Here is a 17,979-nt window from a genome sequence, read left to right on the forward strand (position 1 = left end):
CCCCCCGGCGCGCGGCCCGCCCCCCGCCCGGATTGCCCGCCCGCCCTGGCGGCCGCCCGGGGGGGCCGCGCGGGGCCGGCCCCGGCGCGGCGCCCTGCCCCGGCACAGCCCGCCCCGCCGGCCGCGCCGGCGCCGCAGCCCACCGCGCCCGCCATCCCCGGCGTGCCGCCGCAACTCCAGGGCCCGGCCGGGGACCTGCTGCGCGGCCTGCTGCGTCGTTGACCCTTCCCGAAACGGCGCGCGCGGCGTAGCTCTCCGGAGCATGGGAGCGTGGCGATGGACCTGAACCGCGTGCTTGGAGCCCTGTTGCAGGGCGCTGCCCAACCGCCGCGGCGCCGGACCACCCGGCGCAGCCCGGCCGGCGGCGGGGCGCTCGGCGCGCTGCTCGGCGGCGGGAGCAGCCGCAGCGCGGAAGCCCGCGCGGCCCGGGCCATCGGTGCGCTGGCCGCCGGCGCGCTGGCCGGCTGGATGCGCGGCAGCCAGCAGGCGCCGGCGCCCGCCCCCGCGCGCGCCCCCGCACGCCCCACGCCACGCGACGTTGCCCCGCCGTCGCCGCGCGACGTTGCCCCGCCGTCGCCGCGCGACGTTGCCGGCGCCGCCCGCCGCATTCCCGACACGGGCGCCTCCCCCTGGGGCAAGCCGCCCCCCGCGCCGCCGCCGGAACCCGAAGGCCCCGACGCCGAGGACGCCGAGGCGCTGCTCATGGTCCGCGCCATGATCGCCGCCGCGAAATCCGACGGCAGCGTGGACGCCGCCGAGCGCGCCGCCATCGCCGACCAGCTCGATGCCGCCGGCCTCTCGCCGGAGGAGCGCGACTTCGTCCTCGCCGACTTCGACCGCCCGCTGACGCCCGAGGCGCTCGCGAAGGAGGCGCGCGACCCGATGCTCCGCGCCCGCCTCTACGCCGCCGCCTTCGCCGCCTGCGGCGAGGTCACGCCCCCCGAGCGCGCCTGGCTGGATGCGCTGGCCAAGGCGATGCGGCTCGACAAGGCTGCCGCCGCCGCCATCGAGGAACGGCTCTCCGCATGACCGACGCCCTGCTCACCCCCGAACAGCGCGCGCTGCGCGACCGCGCCCGCGAAGTCGCCCGCGAAGCCGCCGCCCAGGCCGCCGAGACCGACCGCTCCGGCCAATATCCCTGGCCGATGGTCCGCCGCATGACCGAGGCCGGCTTCATGGGCCTGACCATCCCCGCCGAATGGGGCGGCGGCGGCGGCTCGGTGATGGATGCCGCGCTCGTCGTCGAGGAATTCTCGAAGGCCTGCGCCGTCTGCGGCCGCATCGCGGTCGAGGCGAACATGGGCGCGGTCGGCGCGATCATGGCCTATGGCACGCCGGCCCAGAAGAAGCTCGCCGCCGGCCTGGTCCGCGCCGGCGACAAGCCCGCCATCTGCATCACCGAGCCCGGCGCCGGCTCCGCGGCCACCGAGATGACCACCACCGCCGTGCGCAAGGGTGACCGCTGGATCATCAGCGGCCGAAAGACATGGATCACCGGCGGCGGCGTCTCCCGCCTGCACCTGATCTTCGCCCGCGCCGTCGAGGACGGGCAGTTCCGCGGCATCGGCGGCTTCATGGTGGTGCGCGGCGAAGACGGCGACCCGCCCGGCCTTGCCGTGTCGCGACGCATCCCCTCCCTCGGCCTCTGCGGCATGCCGGAGGCCGAGCTGGAGTTCCGCGACCTCGAAGTACCGGACGACATGGTGCTGCGCGCGCCAGGTGGTTTCGCGCGCGGCTTCGCCCGGCTGATCGACGCCTATAACGGCCAGCGCGTCGGCGCCGCGACGGTCGCGATGGGTCTCGCCGCCGGCGCCCTCGACCACGCCCTCGCCCGCGCCCAGACGCGCCGCCAGTTCGGCCGCCCGATCGCCGAGTTCCAGGGCCTCGGCTGGATGCTCGCCGACATGTCCATCGAGGTGGAGGCCGCCCGCGCCCTGATCCACCGCGCCGCCCGCAGCGCCGGCCCGGCGGGTTTCCCGGATCGCCTCGCCGCCGCGCAGGCGAAGGTCTTCGCCAGCGAGATGGCGATCCGCGTGACGAACGCCGCGCTGCAGGTCTGGGGCGCCGAGGGCTATTCCAAGGACAACCCCGTGGAGCGCTACCTGCGCGACGCGCGGATGTTCGCCATCGCCGGCGGCACGGCCCAGGTGCTGCGCAACCAGGTGGCCGAGCAGATCTTGGGGCGCAAGCTGCCGCAGACCCGCGAGGGCTGGCTGAAGCTGATCGGGGAAGAGAGCGCGGCCGGCAAGCTGGCCGCGGACTGACCCGCCGCCCGGCGCCGCCCTATCGGCCGAGTCGCGGTGCCCAGGGCCCCTTGGCCTGCACCGCCTCGCCCTCGCCCGGCCAGGGCGGCATCGTCACCCCCACCGCCTCGAGCGGCGCATCGCCCAGGCAGCGGAACTGGAAGCGCGTGCCGAGGGGGATCGAGAGGCTGACGCCGGGCCGGAGCGGCGTAATCTCCTCCCGTCCGGACTGGCTGCGCCACATCTCGCCATGGCCGGCGACGACGTACCACAGTTCCTCCACCGTGCGGTGCTCGACCGCGATCGAGACCTCCCCGGGGGCGAGGCGGACATGCGCCATGCTGCCGCCGGCCAGGCGCAACAGGATCCGCACCTCCGACCCGTCGGGAGCGATGACATCGGGCGCGGCGGGAAGGCTTCGGGTGGCGAAGGCGGGCGGCATGCGCCGAGGGTGCATGGCACGGCCGAAAAGAAAAGGGCGCCTTGCGGCGCCCTTCCTGAATTCCGCGTGGCGGATCGGCAGGATCACTCCTCGCCGTCGTCCTCGGTCGCCTCGGGCTTCGGCCCGCTGTCCTGGCCCTTGGCCGTCACATCCCGCTCGACAAGCTCGATCACCGCCATGGAGGCGGCGTCGCCGTAGCGCATGCCGGCCTTCAGCACGCGGGTATAGCCGCCGTTGCGCGCCTTGTAGCGCTCCGCGATGGTGGTGAAGAGCTTGTCCACCACCTTCTCGTCGCGGATCTGCGCATAGGCCTGGCGGCGGGCGTGCAGGTCGCCGCGCTTGCCGAGCGTGATGATGCGCTCGACATACGGGCGCAGTTCCTTCGCCTTGGGCAGCGTGGTGGTGATCTGCTCGTGCTTGATCAGGCTGGTCGCCATGTTGCGCAGCATCGCCACCCGGTGGGTGGAGGTGATGCCGAGCTTACGGCCGGAAACGCCGTGACGCATGATACCGTGTCCCTATGTCCCGAGCCTCAGAACGGCTCTTCGAGCTTCTTCGCGAGATCCTCGATGTTCTCCGGCGGCCAGCCCGGCACGGTCATGCCGAGGCCGAGGCCCATGGAGGCGAGGACTTCCTTGATCTCGTTCAGCGACTTGCGGCCGAAGTTCGGCGTGCGGAGCATCTCCTGCTCGGTCTTCTGCACGAGGTCGCCGATATAGACGATGTTGTCGTTCTTCAGGCAGTTGGCGGAACGGACCGACAGTTCCAGCTCGTCCACCTTGCGCAGCAGGTTGCGGTTGAAGGGCAGGTCGTCCCGCACTTCCTCCACCACGCGCGCACGCGGCTCCTCGAAGTTGATGAAGAGCTGCAGCTGCTCCTGCAGGATGCGCGCGGCGATGCCGACCGCGTCTTCCGGCGTCACCGTCCCGTCGGTTTCCACGGTCAGGACCAGCTTGTCGTAGTCGGTCTTCTGGCCGACGCGGGTGGGCTGCACCTGGTAGGCGACGCGGCGCACCGGGGAGTAGATCGCATCCACCGGGATCAGGCCGATTGGCGCGTCCTCGGGCCGGTTGTCGGCGGCGGGAACGTAGCCCTTGCCGGTCTCCACCGTCAGCTCCATGGACAGCTTCGCGCCGTCGTCGAGCGTGCAGAGCACGAGATCGGGGTTGGCGATCTCGATGTCACCGGTGGTCTGGATCTGGCCGGCGGTCACCTCGCCCGGGCCGGTCGCGGTCAGCGCCAGGCGCTTCGGGCCGTCGCCCTGGTAGCGGATGGCAAGCTGCTTCACGTTCAGCACGATGTCCGTCACGTCCTCGCGGACGCCCTGGATCGAGCTGAACTCGTGCAGCACGCCGTCGATGCGGATGCCGGTGACGGCGGCGCCCTGCAGGGAGGACAGCAGGATGCGGCGCAGCGCGTTGCCGAGCGTCATGCCGAAGCCGCGCTCCAGCGGCTCGGCCACGATCGTGGCCGTGCGCATCGGGTCGGCGCCGAACTCGACGTCCTTCTTGGTCTCGATCAGCGAGCGCCAGTTCTTCTCGATCATCTCTTTCCTCGTCCCGGGCGGGCGGCGCGCCAAAGGCGGGGCAAGACCCCGCCGTCCATCAGCCGTGCGGTTTCCCGCAGGCCGTCAGACGCGACGACGCTTGCGCGGGCGGCAACCGTTGTGCGGAATGGGCGTCACGTCCTTGATGGCCGTGACGTAGAAACCGACGGCCTGCAGGGCGCGGAGCGCGGATTCGCGGCCCGAGCCGGGGCCGCTGACCTGGATCTCCAGCGTCTCCATGCCGTGCTCGCGCGCCTTGCGGCCCGCATCCTCGGCGGCGACCTGCGCGGCATAGGGCGTGGACTTGCGGCTGCCCTTGAAGCCCTGGCTGCCCGCGGAGGACCAGGCAATGGCGTTGCCCTGCGCGTCGGTGATGGTCACCACGGTGTTGTTGAAGCTGGCCAGAACATGCGCCACGCCGGACGAGATGTTCTTCCGCTCCTTCTTGCGCGGACGCTGGCCAGCGCCGCCGCGGGGTTCGCGCGCCATCTTACTTCGTCACCTTCTTCTTGCCGGCGATCGCCACCGCCTTGCCCTTGCGCGTGCGCGCATTGGTGTGGGTGCGCTGGCCGCGGACCGGCAGGCCCTTGCGGTGACGCAGGCCGCGGTAGCAGGCCATGTCCATCAGCCGCTTCTTGTTCATCGCCTCTTCGCGGCGGAGGTCGCCCTCCACGCGGTATTCGCGGTCGATCAGCTCGCGGATGCGCAGCACTTCGTCATCGGTCAGCTGGTTCACCCGACGCTCCTCGGGGATGCCGAGGCTGTCGATGATGTCCTTCGCGTTCTTCGGACCGATCCCGTAGATGTAGCGAAGCGAGATGGCGACCCGCTTGTTGGTCGGGATGTTCACGCCGGCGATGCGCGCCACGATGCGTCTCTCCTCACGGGGCCGGCCGGCCCCTCGTGCAGCCGGCCGAGGCCAGCAAGGTGATCAACCAGTTTCTGAAACGGCGAAGAGCGGCCGGGGCAGGCCCCTGACCGCGAGCGCGGGGGATTAGCCCCGCCCCGCCCGTCGAGTCAAGATCCCGTCAGCTCTTGCCCAGTATATCCCTGATCTGGCGGGTGACCTCGTCCATCGCGGCCATGCCGTCCACCTGCCGGATCTTGCCCTGCGCCCGGTAGAAGGGCAGCAGCGGCGCGGTCTGCCGGTGGTAGGCCTCGAGCCTGGCCGCGACCGTCTCGGCCTTGTCGTCGGCACGACGGACGAATTCGGTGCTGCCGCACGCATCGCAGACGCCCGGCTGCGCGGTCGGCTTGAAGCGGTCGTGGTAGCCCGCGCCGCATTTCGCGCAGGTGAAGCGGCCGGCGATGCGCTCGACCAGCGCGGCGTCGTCCACCTGCAGTTCGATCACGTGGTCGAGCGCCATCGTCTGCTCGCGCAGCATCGCATCCAGCGCCTCGGCCTGCGGCGCGGTGCGGGGGAAGCCGTCCAGGATGAAGCCCTTGGCGCAGTCCGGCTGCTGCACGCGCTTGGCCAGCATGGCTGTGACGATGGCATCCGGCACCAGGTCGCCGCGCTCCATGATGGCCTTGGCCTCGCGGCCCAGTTCCGATCCCGACTTCACCTCGGCGCGCAGCATGTCGCCGGTGGAGATCTGGGCGATGCCGTAGGCCTCTTCCAGGCGCTTGGCCTGGGTGCCCTTCCCGGCGCCGGGCGGCCCCAGCAGGATCAGCCTCATCGCGCGCGTCCCCCCGGTTGCGTGCCGCGGCCACCGAGCCGGGCCTTCTTGATCAGCCCCTCATACTGGTGGGCGAAGAGATGCGACTGGATCTGCGCCACCGTGTCCATGGTGACGGAGACGATGATGAGCAGCGACGTGCCGCCGAAGTAGAACGGGACGCCGTAATTCGCGATCAGCAGTTCCGGCAGCAGGCAGATCACCGCGAGGTAGATCGCCCCCACCACCGTCAGCCGCGTCAGCACCCGGTCGAAATAGTCGGCCGTGGGCTGGCCCGGGCGGATGCCGGGCACGAAGCCGCCGTATTTCCGCAGGTTGTCCGCGGTCTCCTGCGGGTTGAACACCACCGCGGTGTAGAAGAAGGCGAAGAACACGATGCCGGCCAGATACAGCAGCATGTAGAGCGGCTGGCCGTGCGCCAGCAGGTTCGCCATGTCGCCGAGGAAGGAGGGCTCGCTGCGGTCGCCCTGGAAGGCGGCGAAGGTCGCCGGCAGCAGCAGCAGCGAGGAGGCGAAGATCGGCGGCATGACGCCCGCGGTGTTGAGCTTCAGCGGCAGATGCGTGCTCTCCCCGCCCATCATGCGGTTGCCGACCTGGCGCTTCGGATACTGCACCGGGATGCGGCGCTGCGCCCGCTCGATGAACACCACCGCGGCGATGATCAGCAGCGCGGCGAGCAGGAAGAAGATGATGAAGAAGGTCGAGAGCGCGCCGGTGCGGCCGAGCTCCAGCGTGGAGGCCAGCGCATGCGGCAGGTTGGCCACGATGCCTGCGAAGATGATCAGGCTGATGCCGTTGCCGACACCCCGTGCCGTAATCTGTTCGCCGAGCCACATCAGGAACATCGTGCCGCCGGTCAGCGTGATCACGCAGGAGATGCGGAAGAACCAGCCGGGGTCCGCCACCGCCGGCGCGAAGGTGCCGCGCAGCGACTCGAGCCCGATGGCGATGCCGTAGGCCTGGAAGATGGCGATGAAGAGCGTGAGGTAGCGGGTGTACTGGTTCAGCTTCTTCCGCCCCGCCTCGCCCTCCTTCTTCAGCTGCTCCCAGGAGGGGATCGCGGCGGTCATCAGCTGCACGATGATGCTGGCCGAGATGTAGGGCATGATGTTCAGCGCGAAGACGGTCATGCGCCCCAGCGCGCCGCCGGTGAACATGTCGAACATGCCGAGGATGCCGCCGCCCATCTGGGTCAGCAGCTCGCCCATCACGGAGGCGTCCACGCCAGGCACCGGCACGTAGGAGCCGATGCGATAGACGATCAGCGCACCCAGCGTGAACCAGATGCGCTTCTTGAGCTCGGTCGCCTTGGCGAGGACCCCGAGGTTGAGATTGGCCGCGAGCTGTTCGGCGGCGGACGCCATGCGCTATCCTCCTTGCGCGTGCGGCGCCCCAAGCCCTGCCTGGGACGCCGCCGCGGAGCCAGCCTTAAGTGCCGCCCGCACCGCCGCGGTGCAAGGGCGGCGCCGCATGTCAGCCTTCGGCGGCCGCTTCGGCCACCGGCAGGGTGGTGGTCACCGTGCCGCCCGCGGCCTGCACCGCGGCCACTGCCGCGGCGGAGGCGCCGGTGACGGCGATGGTCACAGCCCGCTTGATCTCGCCCTTCGCCAGCAGGCGCACGCCCGCGAGCTTGGCCGAGGTCTTCACCAGGCCCGCCGCCTTCAGCGCCGCCTCGTCGATCGGCTGGTCGGCCGGCAGGCGGCCTTCCTCGATCGCGCGGTCCAGCGCGCCCAGGTTCAGCACGGCATAGTCCTTGCGGAACGGGTTCACGAAGCCCCGCTTCGGCATCCGCCGGTAGATCGGCAGCTGGCCGCCCTCGAACCCGTTCAGCCGCACGCCGGTGCGGGCCTTCTGGCCCTTCACGCCGCGGCCGCCGGTCTTGCCCTTGCCCGAGCCGATGCCGCGCCCGATGCGCTTGAACTTGTTGCGCGCGCCGTCGTTGTCGGCGATCTCGTTCAGCTTCGGCATGGTTCAGCCCTCCACCTTCACCAGGTGGGCGACCTTGCGGATCATGCCCCGCACGGCCGGGGTGTCTTCCAGCTCACGCGTCCGGTGCATCTTGTTCAGGCCGAGCCCGATCAGCGTCTCACGCTGGCCGGGCTTGCGGCCGATCGGCGACCCGGTCTGGGTCACCTTCACGGTCTTCTTCGTCGCGCCGTCAGGCGCGCGGGACTGAGACTCAGACATTGGCCTGCTCCGCCGCCGGCTCGGCGTCCTTCTTCGCGCCGAGCAGGTCGGTCACCTTCTTGCCGCGGCGCGCCGCCACCGCCCGCGGGCTGGTGCAGTTGGACAGCGCCGCGAAGGTGGCCTTCACCATGTTGTGCGGGTTCGTCGTGCCGGTGCACTTCGCGACGACGTCGCCCATGCCCAGCGTCTCGAACACCGCGCGCATCGGACCGCCGGCGATGATGCCGGTGCCCGCCGGCGCGGCGCGCAGGATGACGCGGCCGGCGCCGAACTCGCCGATGATGTCGTGGTGCAGCGTGCGGCCTTCCTTCATCGGCACGCGGATCATGCCGCGCTTCGCCCGCTCGGTCGCCTTGCGGATCGCCTCCGGCACCTCGCGCGCCTTGCCCGCGCCCCAGCCCACGCGCCCCTTCTGGTCGCCCACGACCACCAGGGCCGCGAAGCTGAAGCGACGGCCGCCCTTCACCACCTTGGCCACGCGGTTGATGGTGACGAGCTTGTCCTTCAGCTCGTCGCCCTCCGTCCGCTCCTGACGCTGATCGCGATCCCGGTCGCGCCCGCGGCCACGACGGCGGTCACCGCCCTCGCCACCGCCTTCGCCGCCGCCCATCGGACCCCTTGCCATTGCCGAACTCCTCAGAAGGAGAGGCCGCCCTCGCGGGCAGCCTCCGCCAGCGCCTTGACGCGGCCATGGTAGAGATAGGGCCCGCGGTCGAACACGACCTTGGACACGCCCGCGGCGAGCGCGCGTTCCGCCACGAGCTTGCCAACGGCGGTCGCGGCGTCCTTGTCGGCGCCGGTCTTCAGGCTCTCGCGCATCGGCTTCTCGAGCGTCGAGGCGGCGGCGAGCGTCACGCCCTGGCCGTCGTCGATCACCTGCGCGTAGATGTGCCTGCCGGAACGGAACACCGAGAGGCGCGGACGCCCACCGGCCTTCAGCTTCAGCTGGAAGCGCAGGCGCGCGCGGCGCCGCGTCTGCAATGCGAGCTTGTCGGCCATTACTTCTTCTTACCCTCCTTCCGGAGGATCACCTCGTTGTCGTAGCGCACGCCCTTGCCCTTGTAGGGCTCCGGCCCGCGATAGGCGCGGATCTCGGCCGCCACCTGGCCCACCTGGCGCTTGTCCGCCCCTTCCACCTTGATGGAGGTCGGCTTCTCGCAGGTGATCTTGATGCCCTTCGGGACGGGATAGCGGATCTCGTGGCTGTAGCCGAGGTTCAGCACCAGGTCGGAGCCCTGCACGGCGGCGCGGTAGCCCGTGCCGGTGATCTCCATGGACTTGGTGAAACCGGTCGAGACCCCGGTCACCATGCCCTGGATCAGGCTGCGCGTGGTGCCCCACATGGTGCGCGAGCGCCGGTCGGCGCCCTTCGGCGCGACCGCGACCTCGTTGCCCTCGATCTTCACATCCACGTCCTCGGTCAGGTCGAGCCTGAGCTCGCCGTTCTTGCCCTTGGCCGTGATGGTGCGGCCCTGCAGCGCCACCTGGACGCCCGCCGGGACCTGCACCGGATACTTGCCGACGCGTGACATCTCCCTGCCCTCCTCAGAACACGCGGCAGAGGACTTCGCCGCCGACATTGGCGGTGCGCGCCTCATGGTCGCTCATCACGCCCTTCGGCGTGGAGAGGATGGAGATGCCGAGGCCGTTGTAGAACTTCGGCAGCTCCGCGATCTTCGAATACACCCGGCGGCCCGGCTTGGACACGCGGTGGATGTCCTTGATGGCCGGCTCGCCCTCCGAGTATTTCAGCTCGATGGCGATCACCTTCACGCCCGGGCGCAGTTCCTCGGTCGAGAAGGCGCGGATGTAGCCCTCGCGCTTCAGCACGTCGAGCACGTTCTCGCGCAGCTTGGAGGCCGGGGCCGTGCAGCGGCTCTGGCGCGCGCGCTGCGCGTTGCGGATGCGGGTGAGCAGGTCACCCAGCGGATCGGACAGCGACATCCCCTGTCCCCCTTACCAGCTCGCCTTGACCACGCCGGGAAGCTGGCCGGTATTGGCCAGCTCGCGCAGCATGTTCCGGCTGAGCTTGAACTTGCGGTAGTTGCCGCGCGCGCGGCCGGTCAGCTCGCAACGCAGCCGCACGCGGTTCTGCGCGCCGTTGCGCGGCAGCTGCGCGAGCTTCAGCGTCGCCTCGAACCGCTCCTCCACCGGGCGGGCGCGATCCATCACCACCGCCTTCAGCGCGGAGCGCTTGGCCCGGTGCAGCTTCGCGAGCCGGGCCCGCCGGTTGTTCTTCTCGACTGACGAGGTCTTGGCCATGTCGTCTCAGGTCCTCCGGAACCTGCCGCGCACGCCGGCCATCGGGCGGCGCCGCGGCGGTTTTCCAAGCTTGTTCAGTTGGCGAAGGGAAGCTCGAAGGCCTTCAGCAGCGCCTTCGCTTCCTTGTCGGTCTTCGCCGTGGTGACGAACTGGATGTCCATCCCGCGCACCGTGTCCACCCGGTCATAGACGATCTCGGGGAACACGATCTGCTCCTTCAGGCCCATGGCGTAGTTGCCGCGGCCGTCGAAGCCACGGTTTCCGGGAATGCCCCGGAAATCGCGCACGCGCGGCAGCGCGATGGTCACCAGACGGTCCAGGAACTCGTACATCCGCGCCTTGCGCAGCGTGACCTTGCAGCCGATCGCCTGGCCCGCGCGGATCTTGAAGCCGGCGATCGCCTTCTTCGCCAGCGTCTTCACCGGCTTCTGGCCGCTGATCGCCATCAGCTCCGCGACCGCGGCATCGAGCTTCTTGGAATCGCCCGCCGCCTCGCCGACGCCCATGTTGATGACGATCTTGTCGAGCTTCGGAACCTCCATCGGGTTCTTGTAGCCGAACTCATCCACCAGGCGCTTGCGCACGACCTCGTCGTAGTGCTTGCGCAGGCGCGGCAGCTCGGCCGGGGAGGCCGCGGCCGCGCCCGCCTTCACGGTGACATTCGTCGCCGCCTGCCCGCCGCGCCCGTCCTGCGCCGCCGCCGCCTTGGCGTTGGTCGGCTTCGAGGCCGGCTTCGCCGCGCCCTTCTTCGGCGCCGGAGCGCCCTTCTTCGTTCCGCTCATCGGTCGATCACCTCGCCCGAGGCCTTCGCCACCCGGACCTTCTTGCCGTCCTCGAGGGTCTTGAAGCCCACCCGGGTCGGCTTGTCGGTCTTCGGATCGAGCAGCGCCAGGTTGGAGAGGTCGATCGGACCCTCCTTCTCCGTGATGCCGCCCGGACGGTTCAGGCCCTGCGGCTTCTCATGCCGCTTCACCATGTTCACGCCCTGCACGAAGGCGCGGCTCTCCTTGGGAACGACGCGAATGACCTCGCCCCGCTTGCCCTTATCGCGACCGGCCAGCACCTGGACGCGGTCACCCTTCCTGATCTTCGCGGCCATGGCCTTACAGGACCTCCGGCGCCAGCGAGATGATCTTCATGAATTTTCTCGCGCGCAGTTCACGAACCACGGGTCCGAAGATGCGGGTCCCGATGGGTTCGCCCTGCTTGTTGATCAGCACCGCGGCGTTGCCGTCGAAGCGGATTGCCGTGCCGTCGATGCGGCGCACCGGATAGGCGGTGCGGACGATCACGGCGCGATGCACCTCGCCCTTCTTCACCTTGGCGCGCGGAATCGCCTCCTTCACGGAGACGACGATCACGTCGCCGACGCTCGCCACCTTCCGCTTCGAGCCGCCCAGCACCTTGATGCACTGGACGCGGCGGGCGCCGGAGTTGTCGGCGACGTCGAGGTTGGATTCGACCTGGATCATCGATCAGGCCCCCGCCTCGGCAGCAGCCGGCGTCGCCGAAACGGGCGCATCGTAGCCCGCCGGGCGATCCACCGCCTCGCCGTTGCGCGCCACCACCAGCCAGGACTTCGTCCGGCTGATCGGGCGGCACTCCTCGATCGAGACCGTGTCGCCCTGCTTGCACAGGTTGGCCTCGTCATGCGCGGCGTACTTCTTCGAGCGCCGGATGAACTTCTTGTAGAGCGGATGCATCACGCGACGCTCGACAAGGACGGTCACCGTCTTGTCGGTCTTGTCGCTGACCACCCGGCCCGTGAGGACGCGCCTCGGCATCGCCCGGTACCCCTTACGCTTTCGCCGGAGCGCGCGAGCGCTCGGCCATGATCGTCTTCACCCGGGCGATCGTCCGGCGCACCTCCTTGATGCGCCCCACCGCCTCGAGCTGGCCGGTCGCCCGCTGGAAGCGCAGGTTGAACTGCTCCTTCCGAAGGCCCACCAGCATCTCCTGCAGCTCGTCCGCGCTCTTGCCACGGACATCCGCGATCTTCGTCATCGCCATGATCAGGCCTCCGGCGCCGCGCCGAGGCGCGTGACGATCTTGGTCTTGATCGGCAGCTTCGCCGCACCGAGGCTCAGCGCCTCGCGCGCGATGTCGCCCGACACGCCGTCAAGCTCGAACATGATGCGCCCAGGCTTGACGCGCGCGACCCAGTATTCCGGCGCGCCCTTGCCCGAGCCCATGCGGACCTCGGCCGGCTTGGTCGAGACCGGAACATCGGGGAAGATGCGGATCCACACCCGCCCCTGGCGCTTCATGGCGCGCGTGATGGCACGCCGCGCCGCCTCGATCTGGCGCGCCGTCACCCGCTCGGGCTCCAGCGCCTTCAGGCCGAAGCCGCCGAAGGTCAGGCTGAACCCGCCCTTCGCGACGCCCTTGATGCGGCCCTTATGGGCCTTGCGGAATTTCGTACGCTTCGGGGAAAGCATCTCACATCACCAATCAGCGCCGGGTTACCGCTGGGGCGCCTGTTCCGCGGCGCGCTTGTCCTGCGCCATCGGATCATGGGCCATCACCTCGCCCTTGAAGATCCACACCTTGACACCGCAGGTGCCGTAGGTGGTCTTCGCGGTCGCGGTGCCGAAATCGATGTCGGCGCGCAGCGTGTGCAGCGGCACGCGGCCTTCGCGGTACCACTCCATGCGCGCGATCTCGGCGCCGCCGAGACGGCCGGAGCAGTTGATCCGGATGCCGCCCGCGCCGAGGCGCATGGCCGACTGCACCGCGCGCTTCATCGCGCGGCGGAAGGCCACCCGGCGCTCCAGCTGCTGCGCGATGCTCTCGGCCACCAGGGTGGCGTCGATCTCGGGCTTGCGGATCTCGACGATGTTCAGCGCCACCTCGGCGCCGGCCATCTTCGCCAGGTCTTTGCGCAGCACCTCGATGTCGGCGCCCTTCTTGCCGATCACCACGCCCGGTCGCGCCGCATGGATCGTCACGCGCGGCTTCTTCGCCGGGCGCTCGATCACCACGCGGGACACGCCCGCGCCCTTCAGCCGGTCGCGCAGCGTGCGACGCAGCTTCAGGTCCTCATGCAGCATCTTGGAATAGTCCTCGGTGGCGAACCACCGGCTGTCCCAGGTGCGGTTGATGCCGAGCCGGAGCCCGATCGGATTGACTTTCTGGCCCATGTTACGCGGCCTCCTGCTGCGCCGGCGCCTCGGGCGACACTTCGGCGACGACGATCTTCAGGTGGCTGAACCACTTCTCGACCCGGGACGCGCGACCACGCCCACGAGCATGGAAGCGCTTCATCACGATCGAGCGGCCGACCTCCGCGCGCGACACGACCAGGCGGTCCACGTCGAGCTGGTGGTTGTTCTCGGCGTTGGCGATCGCGCTCTCGAGCGTCTTCTTCACCGTCTGCGCGATGCGGCGCTTGCTGAAGGTCAGCGTCGCGACGGCATCCTGCGCCGAGCGGCCGCGGATCAGCGCGGCCACCAGGTTCAGCTTGCGCGGCGAGACGCGGATGTTGCTGAGGATGGCCTGGGCCTCGGTCTCAGCGAGCGTGCGCGGGTGCTTCGGCTTGCTCATGTCAGCCTCGCTTCGCCTTCTTGTCGGCGGAGTGGCCGTTGAAGGTGCGCGTCGGCGAGAACTCGCCGAACTTGTGGCCGACCATGTTCTCCGTCACCTGCACCGGGATGAACTTCTTCCCGTTGTAGACGCCGAAGGTCAGGCCGACGAACTGCGGCAGGATCGTGCTGCGGCGCGACCAGATCTTGATGATCTCGTTGCGGCCGGAAGCGCGGGAAACCTCCGCCTTGTTGAGCAGGTAGCCGTCCACGAACGGCCCCTTCCATACGCTGCGCGCCATCGCGATCAGCCCTTCGTCGCGTTGCGGCGCCGGACGATGAGCCGGTCGGTCCGCTTGTTGTTGCGCGTCTTCGCACCCTTGGTCGGCTTGCCCCAGGGCGTCACCGGGTGGCGGCCGCCGGAGGTGCGGCCCTCGCCGCCGCCATGCGGGTGATCGACGGGGTTCATGACCACGCCGCGGTTGTGCGGGCGGAAGCCCATCCACCGCTTGCGGCCCGCCTTGCCGATCTGCTGGTTCATGTTGTCCGAGTTGGACACCGCGCCGACCGCCGCCATGCACTCGGCGCGCACCGTGCGGAGCTCGCCCGACATCAGCTTGATCTGCGCATAGCCCGCATCCTTGCCGACCAGCTGCGCGAAGGTGCCGGCCGAGCGCGCGACCTTCGCACCCGCGCCGGGCTTCAGCTCGATCGCGTGGATGATCGTGCCGACCGGGATGTTGGCCAGCGGCATCGCGTTGCCCGGCTTGATGTCCGCGCCCTTCGAGCCGTTCACCACCGTGTCGCCCGCCTTCAGGCGCTGCGGCGCGATGATGTAGGCGAGCTCGCCGTCCTGATACTTGATCAGGGCGATGAACGCCGTGCGGTTCGGGTCGTATTCCAGGCGCTCCACCGTCGCCAGTACGTCGAACTTCCGGCGCTTGAAGTCCACCATGCGGTAGGACTTCTTGTGCCCGCCTCCACGGAAGCGGACGGTGGTGCGGCCGTGGTTGTTGCGCCCGCCGGAGGAGGTCTTGCCGACCGTCAGCTGCTTGACCGGCTTGCCCTTCCACAGCTCGGAGCGGTCGATCAGGACCGTCCCGCGCAGCGAAGGCGTGACCGGGTTGAAGTTCTTCAGTGCCATGACGTCACGCGAGCCCCGTCGTCAGGTCGATGGTCTGGCCGGCCTGCAGCCGCACCACCGCCTTCTTCCAGTCGGACCGCCGGCCTTCGCGCCCGCGGAACCGCTTGGTCTTGCCCTTCATGACCACGGTGTTCACCGCCTCGACCTTCACCGAGAACAGCTTCTCCACCGCCGCCTTGATCTCCGGCTTCGTCGCATCCAGCGCGACACGGAAGGTGACCTGGCTGAACTCGTTCAGCCGGGTCGCCTTCTCGGTCACCACCGGGGAGACGATCACCTGGTACATGCGCTCAGCGCTGAGCTGCACGCCCGTCTTCGCCGCCGCCTCGCTCATGCCGCGGCCTCCCCGTTCAACCGCTTCTCCAGCGCGGCGACGCCGGCGCGGGTCACCGCGAGCACGTCGTGCTGGAGGATGTCGTAGACATTGGCGCCGCCGGTCGGCAGCACGCTCACCTTCGGCAGGTTGCGCGTGGCGCGGGCGAAGCCCTCATCCACCGCCGCATCCACCACCAGCGCGCTGGACCAGCCGAGCGCCTTCAGCTGCTTCGCCACGGCGGCGGTCTTCGCCTCCGCGCCGGGCGCGGCCGCATCGAGCACCACCAGCTTGCCCTCGGCCGCCTTGGCCGAGAGGGCGTGGATCAGGCCGAGGCGCCGGACCTTCTTGTTCAGGCTGTATTCGTGGCTGCGCACGACCGGGCCGTGCACGACGCCGCCGGTGCGGAACTGCGGCGCGCGCAGCGAGCCCTGGCGGGCATTGCCGGTGCCCTTCTGGCGATAGGGCTTCTTGGTGGTCCCGGAGACCTCGCCCATGCCCTTCGCCTTGTGGGTGCCGGCGCGGCGCTTGGCGAGCTGCCAATGCACGACGCGCGCGAGGATGTCGGCGCGCGGCGCGGCGCCGAACAGCGCCTCCGGCAGCTCGATCTCACCCGCGGGCGCGTTGTCCAGCGTGATGACGGGAACGGTCGGCATGATCGCTTACCCCTGCACCGCCGCCGGGAAGGGGGCGTCGGCCGGGCGCGCGCGCTTCACCGCGTCGCGCACCAGCACGTAGCCGCCCTTCGGGCCCGGGATGGCGCCCTTGATCAGCAGCAGGCCCTTCTCCGCATCGTGCCCGGCGACCACCAGGTTCTGGGTGGTCACGCGCTCGACGCCGAGATGGCCGGCCATCTTCTTGTTCTTGAAGGTCTTGCCCGGATCCTGGCGGTTGCCGGTGGAACCGAGCGAGCGGTGGCTGATCGAGACGCCATGCGACGCCTCGAGACCGGCGAAGTTCCAGCGCTTCATGCCGCCGGCGAAGCCCTTGCCGACCGTGACGCCGGTCACGTCCACCTTCTGGCCCTTCACGAAATGCTCGGCCGCGAGCTTCGTGCCGGGCGCCACCAGCGCCTCCGCCGGCACCCGGAACTCCGCGAGCCGGCGCGGCGCCTCGACACCGGCCTTCGCGAAGTGACCCTTCTGCGGCTTGGTCACATTCTTCGCCTTGGCGTTCCCGATGCCGAGCTGCACCGCGGTATAGCCGTCCTTCTCCGCCGTGCGGTTCGCCACCACGCGCACATCGTCGAGATGCAGCACGGTGACGGGCACGGTTGAGCCGTCGTCGTTGAACAGCCGGGTCATCCCCAGCTTGCGGGCGATGAGCCCGGTTCGGCCGTTGGTGGCCATGATGCGAACCCCTTCGCCCGCGTCAGATCTTGATCTCGACGTCCACGCCCGCGGCGAGGTCGAGCTTCATCAGCGCGTCCACGGTCTGCGGGGTGGGGTCGACGATGTCCAGCAGGCGGCGATGCGTGCGGATCTCGAACTGCTCGCGCGACTTCTTGTCGACATGCGGCGAGCGGTTGACGGTGAAGCGCTCGATCTGCGTCGGCAGCGGGATGGGCCCGCGCACCCGCGCGCCCGTCCGCTTGGCCGTGTTCACGATCTCCCGCGTGCTGCCGTCGAGCACGCGGTGATCGAACGCCTTGAGGCGGATGCGGATGTTCTGGCTGTCCATCGGAGTCGAGCCCGTTTCCCTGCGTCCGCCGCCCTACTTCACGATCTTGGCGACGACGCCGGCGCCGACGGTGCGGCCGCCTTCGCGGATGGCGAAGCGCAGGCCCTCATCCATGGCGATCGGCGCGATCAGCTCGACATCCATCGTCACGTTGTCGCCCGGCATCACCATCTCCGTCCCCTCCGGCAGCTTCACCACGCCGGTCACATCCGTCGTGCGGAAGTAGAACTGCGGACGGTAGTTCGTGAAGAACGGCGTGTGGCGACCGCCCTCCTCCTTCGTCAGGATATACGCCTCGGCCTTGAACTGCGTGTGCGGCGTGATCGAGCCCGGCGCCGCCAGCACCTGCCCGCGCTCCACGTCCTCGCGCTTCGTGCCGCGCAGCAGCGCGCCGATGTTGTCCCCCGCCTCGCCGCTGTCCAGCAGCTTGCGGAACATCTCGACGCCGGTGACCGTCGTCTTCACCGTGTCCTTCAGGCCGACGATCTCGACTTCCTCGCCAACCTTGATGATCCCGCGCTCAACACGGCCCGTCACCACCGTCCCGCGGCCGCTGATCGAAAACACGTCCTCGATCGGCATCAGGAAGGGGCGGTCCTTCGGACGCTCCGGCTGCGGGATGTAGGCGTCCACCGCCTCCATCAGCTTCAGGATCGCCTGCTCGCCGATCTCCGGCTGCTTGTCCTCGAGCGCGCACAGCGCCGAGCCCTTGATCACCGGGATGTCGTCGCCCGGGAACTGGTAGGACGACAGCAGCTCGCGCACCTCCATCTCCACCAGCTCGACCAGGTCGGGGTCGGCCATGTCCATCTTGTTCAGGAACACCACCAGCGCGGGGACGCCGACCTGCCGCGCCAGCAGGATGTGCTCGCGCGTCTGCGGCATCGGGCCGTCGGCCGCCGACACGACCAGGATCGCGCCGTCCATCTGCGCCGCACCCGTGATCATGTTCTTCACGTAGT

General features: G+C 69.8%; 31 protein-coding genes. 2 read left to right on the forward strand and 29 right to left on the reverse strand.

Annotated features, from left to right (window positions below; translation table 11 throughout):
* Positions 1-276: 276 nt before the first annotated feature.
* Both AC1MIR_RS23455 and acdA read left to right on the forward strand, forming a co-directional pair.
* Positions 277-1,029 carry a DUF533 domain-containing protein gene (locus AC1MIR_RS23455; RefSeq protein WP_480030599.1) on the forward strand — a complete coding sequence of 251 codons (753 nt, stop codon included), beginning with the start codon at positions 277-279 and terminating at the stop codon, positions 1,027-1,029.
* Positions 1,026-2,264 (forward strand): 3-sulfinopropanoyl-CoA desulfinase, encoded by a 1,239-nt coding sequence (gene acdA, locus AC1MIR_RS23460; RefSeq protein WP_480030600.1) that lies wholly within the window; start codon positions 1,026-1,028, stop codon positions 2,262-2,264. Before AC1MIR_RS23455 ends, acdA begins: the two co-directional genes overlap by 4 nt.
* 19 nt (positions 2,265-2,283) lie before the next feature.
* Here acdA and AC1MIR_RS23465 read toward each other — a convergent pair whose 3' ends face one another.
* The 29 genes from AC1MIR_RS23465 to tuf all read right to left on the reverse strand — a co-directional run.
* Positions 2,284-2,685 (reverse strand): cupin domain-containing protein, encoded by a 402-nt coding sequence (locus AC1MIR_RS23465; protein ID WP_480030601.1) that lies wholly within the window; start codon positions 2,683-2,685, stop codon positions 2,284-2,286.
* 83 nt (positions 2,686-2,768) lie between these two features.
* On the reverse strand, positions 2,769-3,191 hold the full coding sequence (rplQ, locus tag AC1MIR_RS23470; protein ID WP_480030602.1) for a 50S ribosomal protein L17: 423 nt from the start codon (positions 3,189-3,191) through the stop codon (positions 2,769-2,771).
* Between the two features lie 26 nt (positions 3,192-3,217).
* A complete protein-coding gene (locus tag AC1MIR_RS23475; protein WP_480030603.1) occupies positions 3,218-4,231 on the reverse strand; it encodes a DNA-directed RNA polymerase subunit alpha in 1,014 nt (337 codons plus the stop codon).
* 84 nt (positions 4,232-4,315) lie between these two features.
* Positions 4,316-4,720, reverse strand: coding sequence for a 30S ribosomal protein S11 (gene rpsK, locus AC1MIR_RS23480; RefSeq protein ID WP_480030604.1), 405 nt, complete (start codon positions 4,718-4,720; stop codon positions 4,316-4,318).
* A 1-nt stretch (position 4,721) separates the two neighbouring features.
* Positions 4,722-5,099, reverse strand: a complete 378-nt coding sequence (rpsM, locus tag AC1MIR_RS23485) for a 30S ribosomal protein S13 (protein WP_480030605.1) — start codon at positions 5,097-5,099, stop codon at positions 4,722-4,724.
* Positions 5,100-5,259: 160 nt separating this feature from the next.
* On the reverse strand, positions 5,260-5,910 hold the full coding sequence (locus AC1MIR_RS23490; protein ID WP_480030606.1) for an adenylate kinase: 651 nt from the start codon (positions 5,908-5,910) through the stop codon (positions 5,260-5,262).
* Positions 5,907-7,274: a preprotein translocase subunit SecY gene (gene secY, locus AC1MIR_RS23495; RefSeq protein ID WP_480030607.1), complete on the reverse strand. Its 1,368-nt coding sequence runs from the start codon at positions 7,272-7,274 to the stop codon at positions 5,907-5,909. Before secY ends, AC1MIR_RS23490 begins: the two co-directional genes overlap by 4 nt.
* A 109-nt stretch (positions 7,275-7,383) precedes the next feature.
* Positions 7,384-7,878, reverse strand: a complete 495-nt coding sequence (gene rplO, locus AC1MIR_RS23500; protein ID WP_480030608.1) for a 50S ribosomal protein L15 — start codon at positions 7,876-7,878, stop codon at positions 7,384-7,386.
* Positions 7,879-7,881: 3 nt separating this feature from the next.
* On the reverse strand, positions 7,882-8,097 hold the full coding sequence (gene rpmD / locus AC1MIR_RS23505; RefSeq protein WP_480030609.1) for a 50S ribosomal protein L30: 216 nt from the start codon (positions 8,095-8,097) through the stop codon (positions 7,882-7,884).
* The gene (gene rpsE, locus AC1MIR_RS23510; protein WP_480030610.1) at positions 8,090-8,722 is read right to left on the reverse strand and encodes a 30S ribosomal protein S5; all 633 of its coding nucleotides are present in this window, start codon (positions 8,720-8,722) and stop codon (positions 8,090-8,092) included. The genes rpmD and rpsE overlap by 8 nt, the downstream gene beginning before the upstream one ends.
* Before the next feature lie 11 nt (positions 8,723-8,733).
* Complete coding sequence (gene rplR / locus AC1MIR_RS23515) at positions 8,734-9,096, reverse strand: 50S ribosomal protein L18 (protein WP_480030611.1); 363 nt, start codon at positions 9,094-9,096, stop codon at positions 8,734-8,736.
* Positions 9,096-9,629 (reverse strand): 50S ribosomal protein L6, encoded by a 534-nt coding sequence (rplF, locus tag AC1MIR_RS23520; RefSeq protein WP_480030612.1) that lies wholly within the window; start codon positions 9,627-9,629, stop codon positions 9,096-9,098. Before rplF ends, rplR begins: the two co-directional genes overlap by 1 nt.
* Positions 9,630-9,642: 13 nt before the next feature.
* Complete coding sequence (rpsH, locus tag AC1MIR_RS23525) at positions 9,643-10,041, reverse strand: 30S ribosomal protein S8 (protein WP_480030613.1); 399 nt, start codon at positions 10,039-10,041, stop codon at positions 9,643-9,645.
* Between the two features lie 12 nt (positions 10,042-10,053).
* Positions 10,054-10,359, reverse strand: coding sequence for a 30S ribosomal protein S14 (gene rpsN, locus AC1MIR_RS23530; protein ID WP_480030614.1), 306 nt, complete (start codon positions 10,357-10,359; stop codon positions 10,054-10,056).
* A 74-nt stretch (positions 10,360-10,433) separates the two neighbouring features.
* A complete protein-coding gene (gene rplE, locus AC1MIR_RS23535) occupies positions 10,434-10,976 on the reverse strand; it encodes a 50S ribosomal protein L5 (RefSeq protein ID WP_480030729.1) in 543 nt (180 codons plus the stop codon).
* A 161-nt stretch (positions 10,977-11,137) separates the two neighbouring features.
* Positions 11,138-11,458 carry a 50S ribosomal protein L24 gene (rplX, locus tag AC1MIR_RS23540; RefSeq protein WP_480030615.1) on the reverse strand — a complete coding sequence of 107 codons (321 nt, stop codon included), beginning with the start codon at positions 11,456-11,458 and terminating at the stop codon, positions 11,138-11,140.
* A 4-nt stretch (positions 11,459-11,462) separates the two neighbouring features.
* Positions 11,463-11,831, reverse strand: a complete 369-nt coding sequence (rplN, locus tag AC1MIR_RS23545) for a 50S ribosomal protein L14 (RefSeq protein ID WP_270934929.1) — start codon at positions 11,829-11,831, stop codon at positions 11,463-11,465.
* A 3-nt stretch (positions 11,832-11,834) separates the two neighbouring features.
* Positions 11,835-12,143 carry a 30S ribosomal protein S17 gene (gene rpsQ, locus AC1MIR_RS23550; RefSeq protein WP_480030616.1) on the reverse strand — a complete coding sequence of 103 codons (309 nt, stop codon included), beginning with the start codon at positions 12,141-12,143 and terminating at the stop codon, positions 11,835-11,837.
* Positions 12,144-12,156: 13 nt separating this feature from the next.
* On the reverse strand, positions 12,157-12,363 hold the full coding sequence (gene rpmC, locus AC1MIR_RS23555; protein ID WP_480030730.1) for a 50S ribosomal protein L29: 207 nt from the start codon (positions 12,361-12,363) through the stop codon (positions 12,157-12,159).
* Between the two features lie 8 nt (positions 12,364-12,371).
* On the reverse strand, positions 12,372-12,797 hold the full coding sequence (gene rplP, locus AC1MIR_RS23560) for a 50S ribosomal protein L16 (RefSeq protein ID WP_480030617.1): 426 nt from the start codon (positions 12,795-12,797) through the stop codon (positions 12,372-12,374).
* A gap of 24 nt (positions 12,798-12,821) precedes the next feature.
* Positions 12,822-13,499 carry a 30S ribosomal protein S3 gene (gene rpsC, locus AC1MIR_RS23565; protein WP_109872734.1) on the reverse strand — a complete coding sequence of 226 codons (678 nt, stop codon included), beginning with the start codon at positions 13,497-13,499 and terminating at the stop codon, positions 12,822-12,824.
* Between the two features lies 1 nt (position 13,500).
* Positions 13,501-13,902: a 50S ribosomal protein L22 gene (rplV, locus tag AC1MIR_RS23570; RefSeq protein WP_480030618.1), complete on the reverse strand. Its 402-nt coding sequence runs from the start codon at positions 13,900-13,902 to the stop codon at positions 13,501-13,503.
* A gap of 1 nt (position 13,903) precedes the next feature.
* Positions 13,904-14,182 carry a 30S ribosomal protein S19 gene (gene rpsS / locus AC1MIR_RS23575; RefSeq protein ID WP_109872736.1) on the reverse strand — a complete coding sequence of 93 codons (279 nt, stop codon included), beginning with the start codon at positions 14,180-14,182 and terminating at the stop codon, positions 13,904-13,906.
* Positions 14,183-14,187: 5 nt separating this feature from the next.
* A complete protein-coding gene (gene rplB / locus AC1MIR_RS23580) occupies positions 14,188-15,024 on the reverse strand; it encodes a 50S ribosomal protein L2 (RefSeq protein ID WP_480030619.1) in 837 nt (278 codons plus the stop codon).
* A gap of 4 nt (positions 15,025-15,028) precedes the next feature.
* Positions 15,029-15,358, reverse strand: coding sequence for a 50S ribosomal protein L23 (locus tag AC1MIR_RS23585; protein WP_480030620.1), 330 nt, complete (start codon positions 15,356-15,358; stop codon positions 15,029-15,031).
* Positions 15,355-15,993, reverse strand: a complete 639-nt coding sequence (gene rplD, locus AC1MIR_RS23590) for a 50S ribosomal protein L4 (protein WP_480030621.1) — start codon at positions 15,991-15,993, stop codon at positions 15,355-15,357. Before rplD ends, AC1MIR_RS23585 begins: the two co-directional genes overlap by 4 nt.
* Before the next feature lie 6 nt (positions 15,994-15,999).
* Positions 16,000-16,686, reverse strand: coding sequence for a 50S ribosomal protein L3 (gene rplC, locus AC1MIR_RS23595; RefSeq protein WP_480030622.1), 687 nt, complete (start codon positions 16,684-16,686; stop codon positions 16,000-16,002).
* Positions 16,687-16,708: 22 nt separating this feature from the next.
* A complete protein-coding gene (gene rpsJ / locus AC1MIR_RS23600; protein WP_137177962.1) occupies positions 16,709-17,017 on the reverse strand; it encodes a 30S ribosomal protein S10 in 309 nt (102 codons plus the stop codon).
* 33 nt (positions 17,018-17,050) lie between these two features.
* Positions 17,051-17,979: elongation factor Tu (gene tuf, locus AC1MIR_RS23605; protein ID WP_480030623.1), on the reverse strand; the 929-nt coding region annotated here is incomplete at its 5' end.

The organism is Falsiroseomonas sp. RANM36 (assembly GCF_056682175.1).

What these genes read in the sequence shown, in the direction of transcription:
- rplO (WP_480030608.1), bottom strand. Translation starts at nt 7,878, where the DNA reads ATGCCGAAGCTGAACGAGATCGCCGACAACGACGGCGCGCGCAACAAG.
- AC1MIR_RS23465 (WP_480030601.1), bottom strand. Translation starts at nt 2,685, where the DNA reads ATGCCGCCCGCCTTCGCCACCCGAAGCCTTCCCGCCGCGCCCGATGTC.
- rplX (WP_480030615.1), bottom strand. Translation starts at nt 11,458, where the DNA reads ATGGCCGCGAAGATCAGGAAGGGTGACCGCGTCCAGGTGCTGGCCGGT.
- rplP (WP_480030617.1), bottom strand. Translation starts at nt 12,797, where the DNA reads ATGCTTTCCCCGAAGCGTACGAAATTCCGCAAGGCCCATAAGGGCCGC.
- rplN (WP_270934929.1), bottom strand. Translation starts at nt 11,831, where the DNA reads ATGATCCAGGTCGAATCCAACCTCGACGTCGCCGACAACTCCGGCGCC.
- rplD (WP_480030621.1), bottom strand. Translation starts at nt 15,993, where the DNA reads ATGCCGACCGTTCCCGTCATCACGCTGGACAACGCGCCCGCGGGTGAG.
- rpsE (WP_480030610.1), bottom strand. Translation starts at nt 8,722, where the DNA reads ATGGCAAGGGGTCCGATGGGCGGCGGCGAAGGCGGTGGCGAGGGCGGT.
- rpsC (WP_109872734.1), bottom strand. Translation starts at nt 13,499, where the DNA reads ATGGGCCAGAAAGTCAATCCGATCGGGCTCCGGCTCGGCATCAACCGC.
- secY (WP_480030607.1), bottom strand. Translation starts at nt 7,274, where the DNA reads ATGGCGTCCGCCGCCGAACAGCTCGCGGCCAATCTCAACCTCGGGGTC.
- rplF (WP_480030612.1), bottom strand. Translation starts at nt 9,629, where the DNA reads ATGTCACGCGTCGGCAAGTATCCGGTGCAGGTCCCGGCGGGCGTCCAG.
- rpmD (WP_480030609.1), bottom strand. Translation starts at nt 8,097, where the DNA reads ATGTCTGAGTCTCAGTCCCGCGCGCCTGACGGCGCGACGAAGAAGACC.
- rplB (WP_480030619.1), bottom strand. Translation starts at nt 15,024, where the DNA reads ATGGCACTGAAGAACTTCAACCCGGTCACGCCTTCGCTGCGCGGGACG.
- AC1MIR_RS23490 (WP_480030606.1), bottom strand. Translation starts at nt 5,910, where the DNA reads ATGAGGCTGATCCTGCTGGGGCCGCCCGGCGCCGGGAAGGGCACCCAG.
- rpsN (WP_480030614.1), bottom strand. Translation starts at nt 10,359, where the DNA reads ATGGCCAAGACCTCGTCAGTCGAGAAGAACAACCGGCGGGCCCGGCTC.
- rpsH (WP_480030613.1), bottom strand. Translation starts at nt 10,041, where the DNA reads ATGTCGCTGTCCGATCCGCTGGGTGACCTGCTCACCCGCATCCGCAAC.
- rpsQ (WP_480030616.1), bottom strand. Translation starts at nt 12,143, where the DNA reads ATGCCGAGGCGCGTCCTCACGGGCCGGGTGGTCAGCGACAAGACCGAC.
- rplQ (WP_480030602.1), bottom strand. Translation starts at nt 3,191, where the DNA reads ATGCGTCACGGCGTTTCCGGCCGTAAGCTCGGCATCACCTCCACCCAC.
- AC1MIR_RS23585 (WP_480030620.1), bottom strand. Translation starts at nt 15,358, where the DNA reads ATGAGCGAGGCGGCGGCGAAGACGGGCGTGCAGCTCAGCGCTGAGCGC.
- rpsJ (WP_137177962.1), bottom strand. Translation starts at nt 17,017, where the DNA reads ATGGACAGCCAGAACATCCGCATCCGCCTCAAGGCGTTCGATCACCGC.
- acdA (WP_480030600.1), top strand. Translation starts at nt 1,026, where the DNA reads ATGACCGACGCCCTGCTCACCCCCGAACAGCGCGCGCTGCGCGACCGC.
- rpmC (WP_480030730.1), bottom strand. Translation starts at nt 12,363, where the DNA reads ATGACGAAGATCGCGGATGTCCGTGGCAAGAGCGCGGACGAGCTGCAG.
- rpsS (WP_109872736.1), bottom strand. Translation starts at nt 14,182, where the DNA reads ATGGCGCGCAGCGTATGGAAGGGGCCGTTCGTGGACGGCTACCTGCTC.
- rplV (WP_480030618.1), bottom strand. Translation starts at nt 13,902, where the DNA reads ATGAGCAAGCCGAAGCACCCGCGCACGCTCGCTGAGACCGAGGCCCAG.
- rplR (WP_480030611.1), bottom strand. Translation starts at nt 9,096, where the DNA reads ATGGCCGACAAGCTCGCATTGCAGACGCGGCGCCGCGCGCGCCTGCGC.
- rplC (WP_480030622.1), bottom strand. Translation starts at nt 16,686, where the DNA reads ATGGCCACCAACGGCCGAACCGGGCTCATCGCCCGCAAGCTGGGGATG.
- AC1MIR_RS23475 (WP_480030603.1), bottom strand. Translation starts at nt 4,231, where the DNA reads ATGATCGAGAAGAACTGGCGCTCGCTGATCGAGACCAAGAAGGACGTC.
- rpsK (WP_480030604.1), bottom strand. Translation starts at nt 4,720, where the DNA reads ATGGCGCGCGAACCCCGCGGCGGCGCTGGCCAGCGTCCGCGCAAGAAG.
- AC1MIR_RS23455 (WP_480030599.1), top strand. Translation starts at nt 277, where the DNA reads ATGGACCTGAACCGCGTGCTTGGAGCCCTGTTGCAGGGCGCTGCCCAA.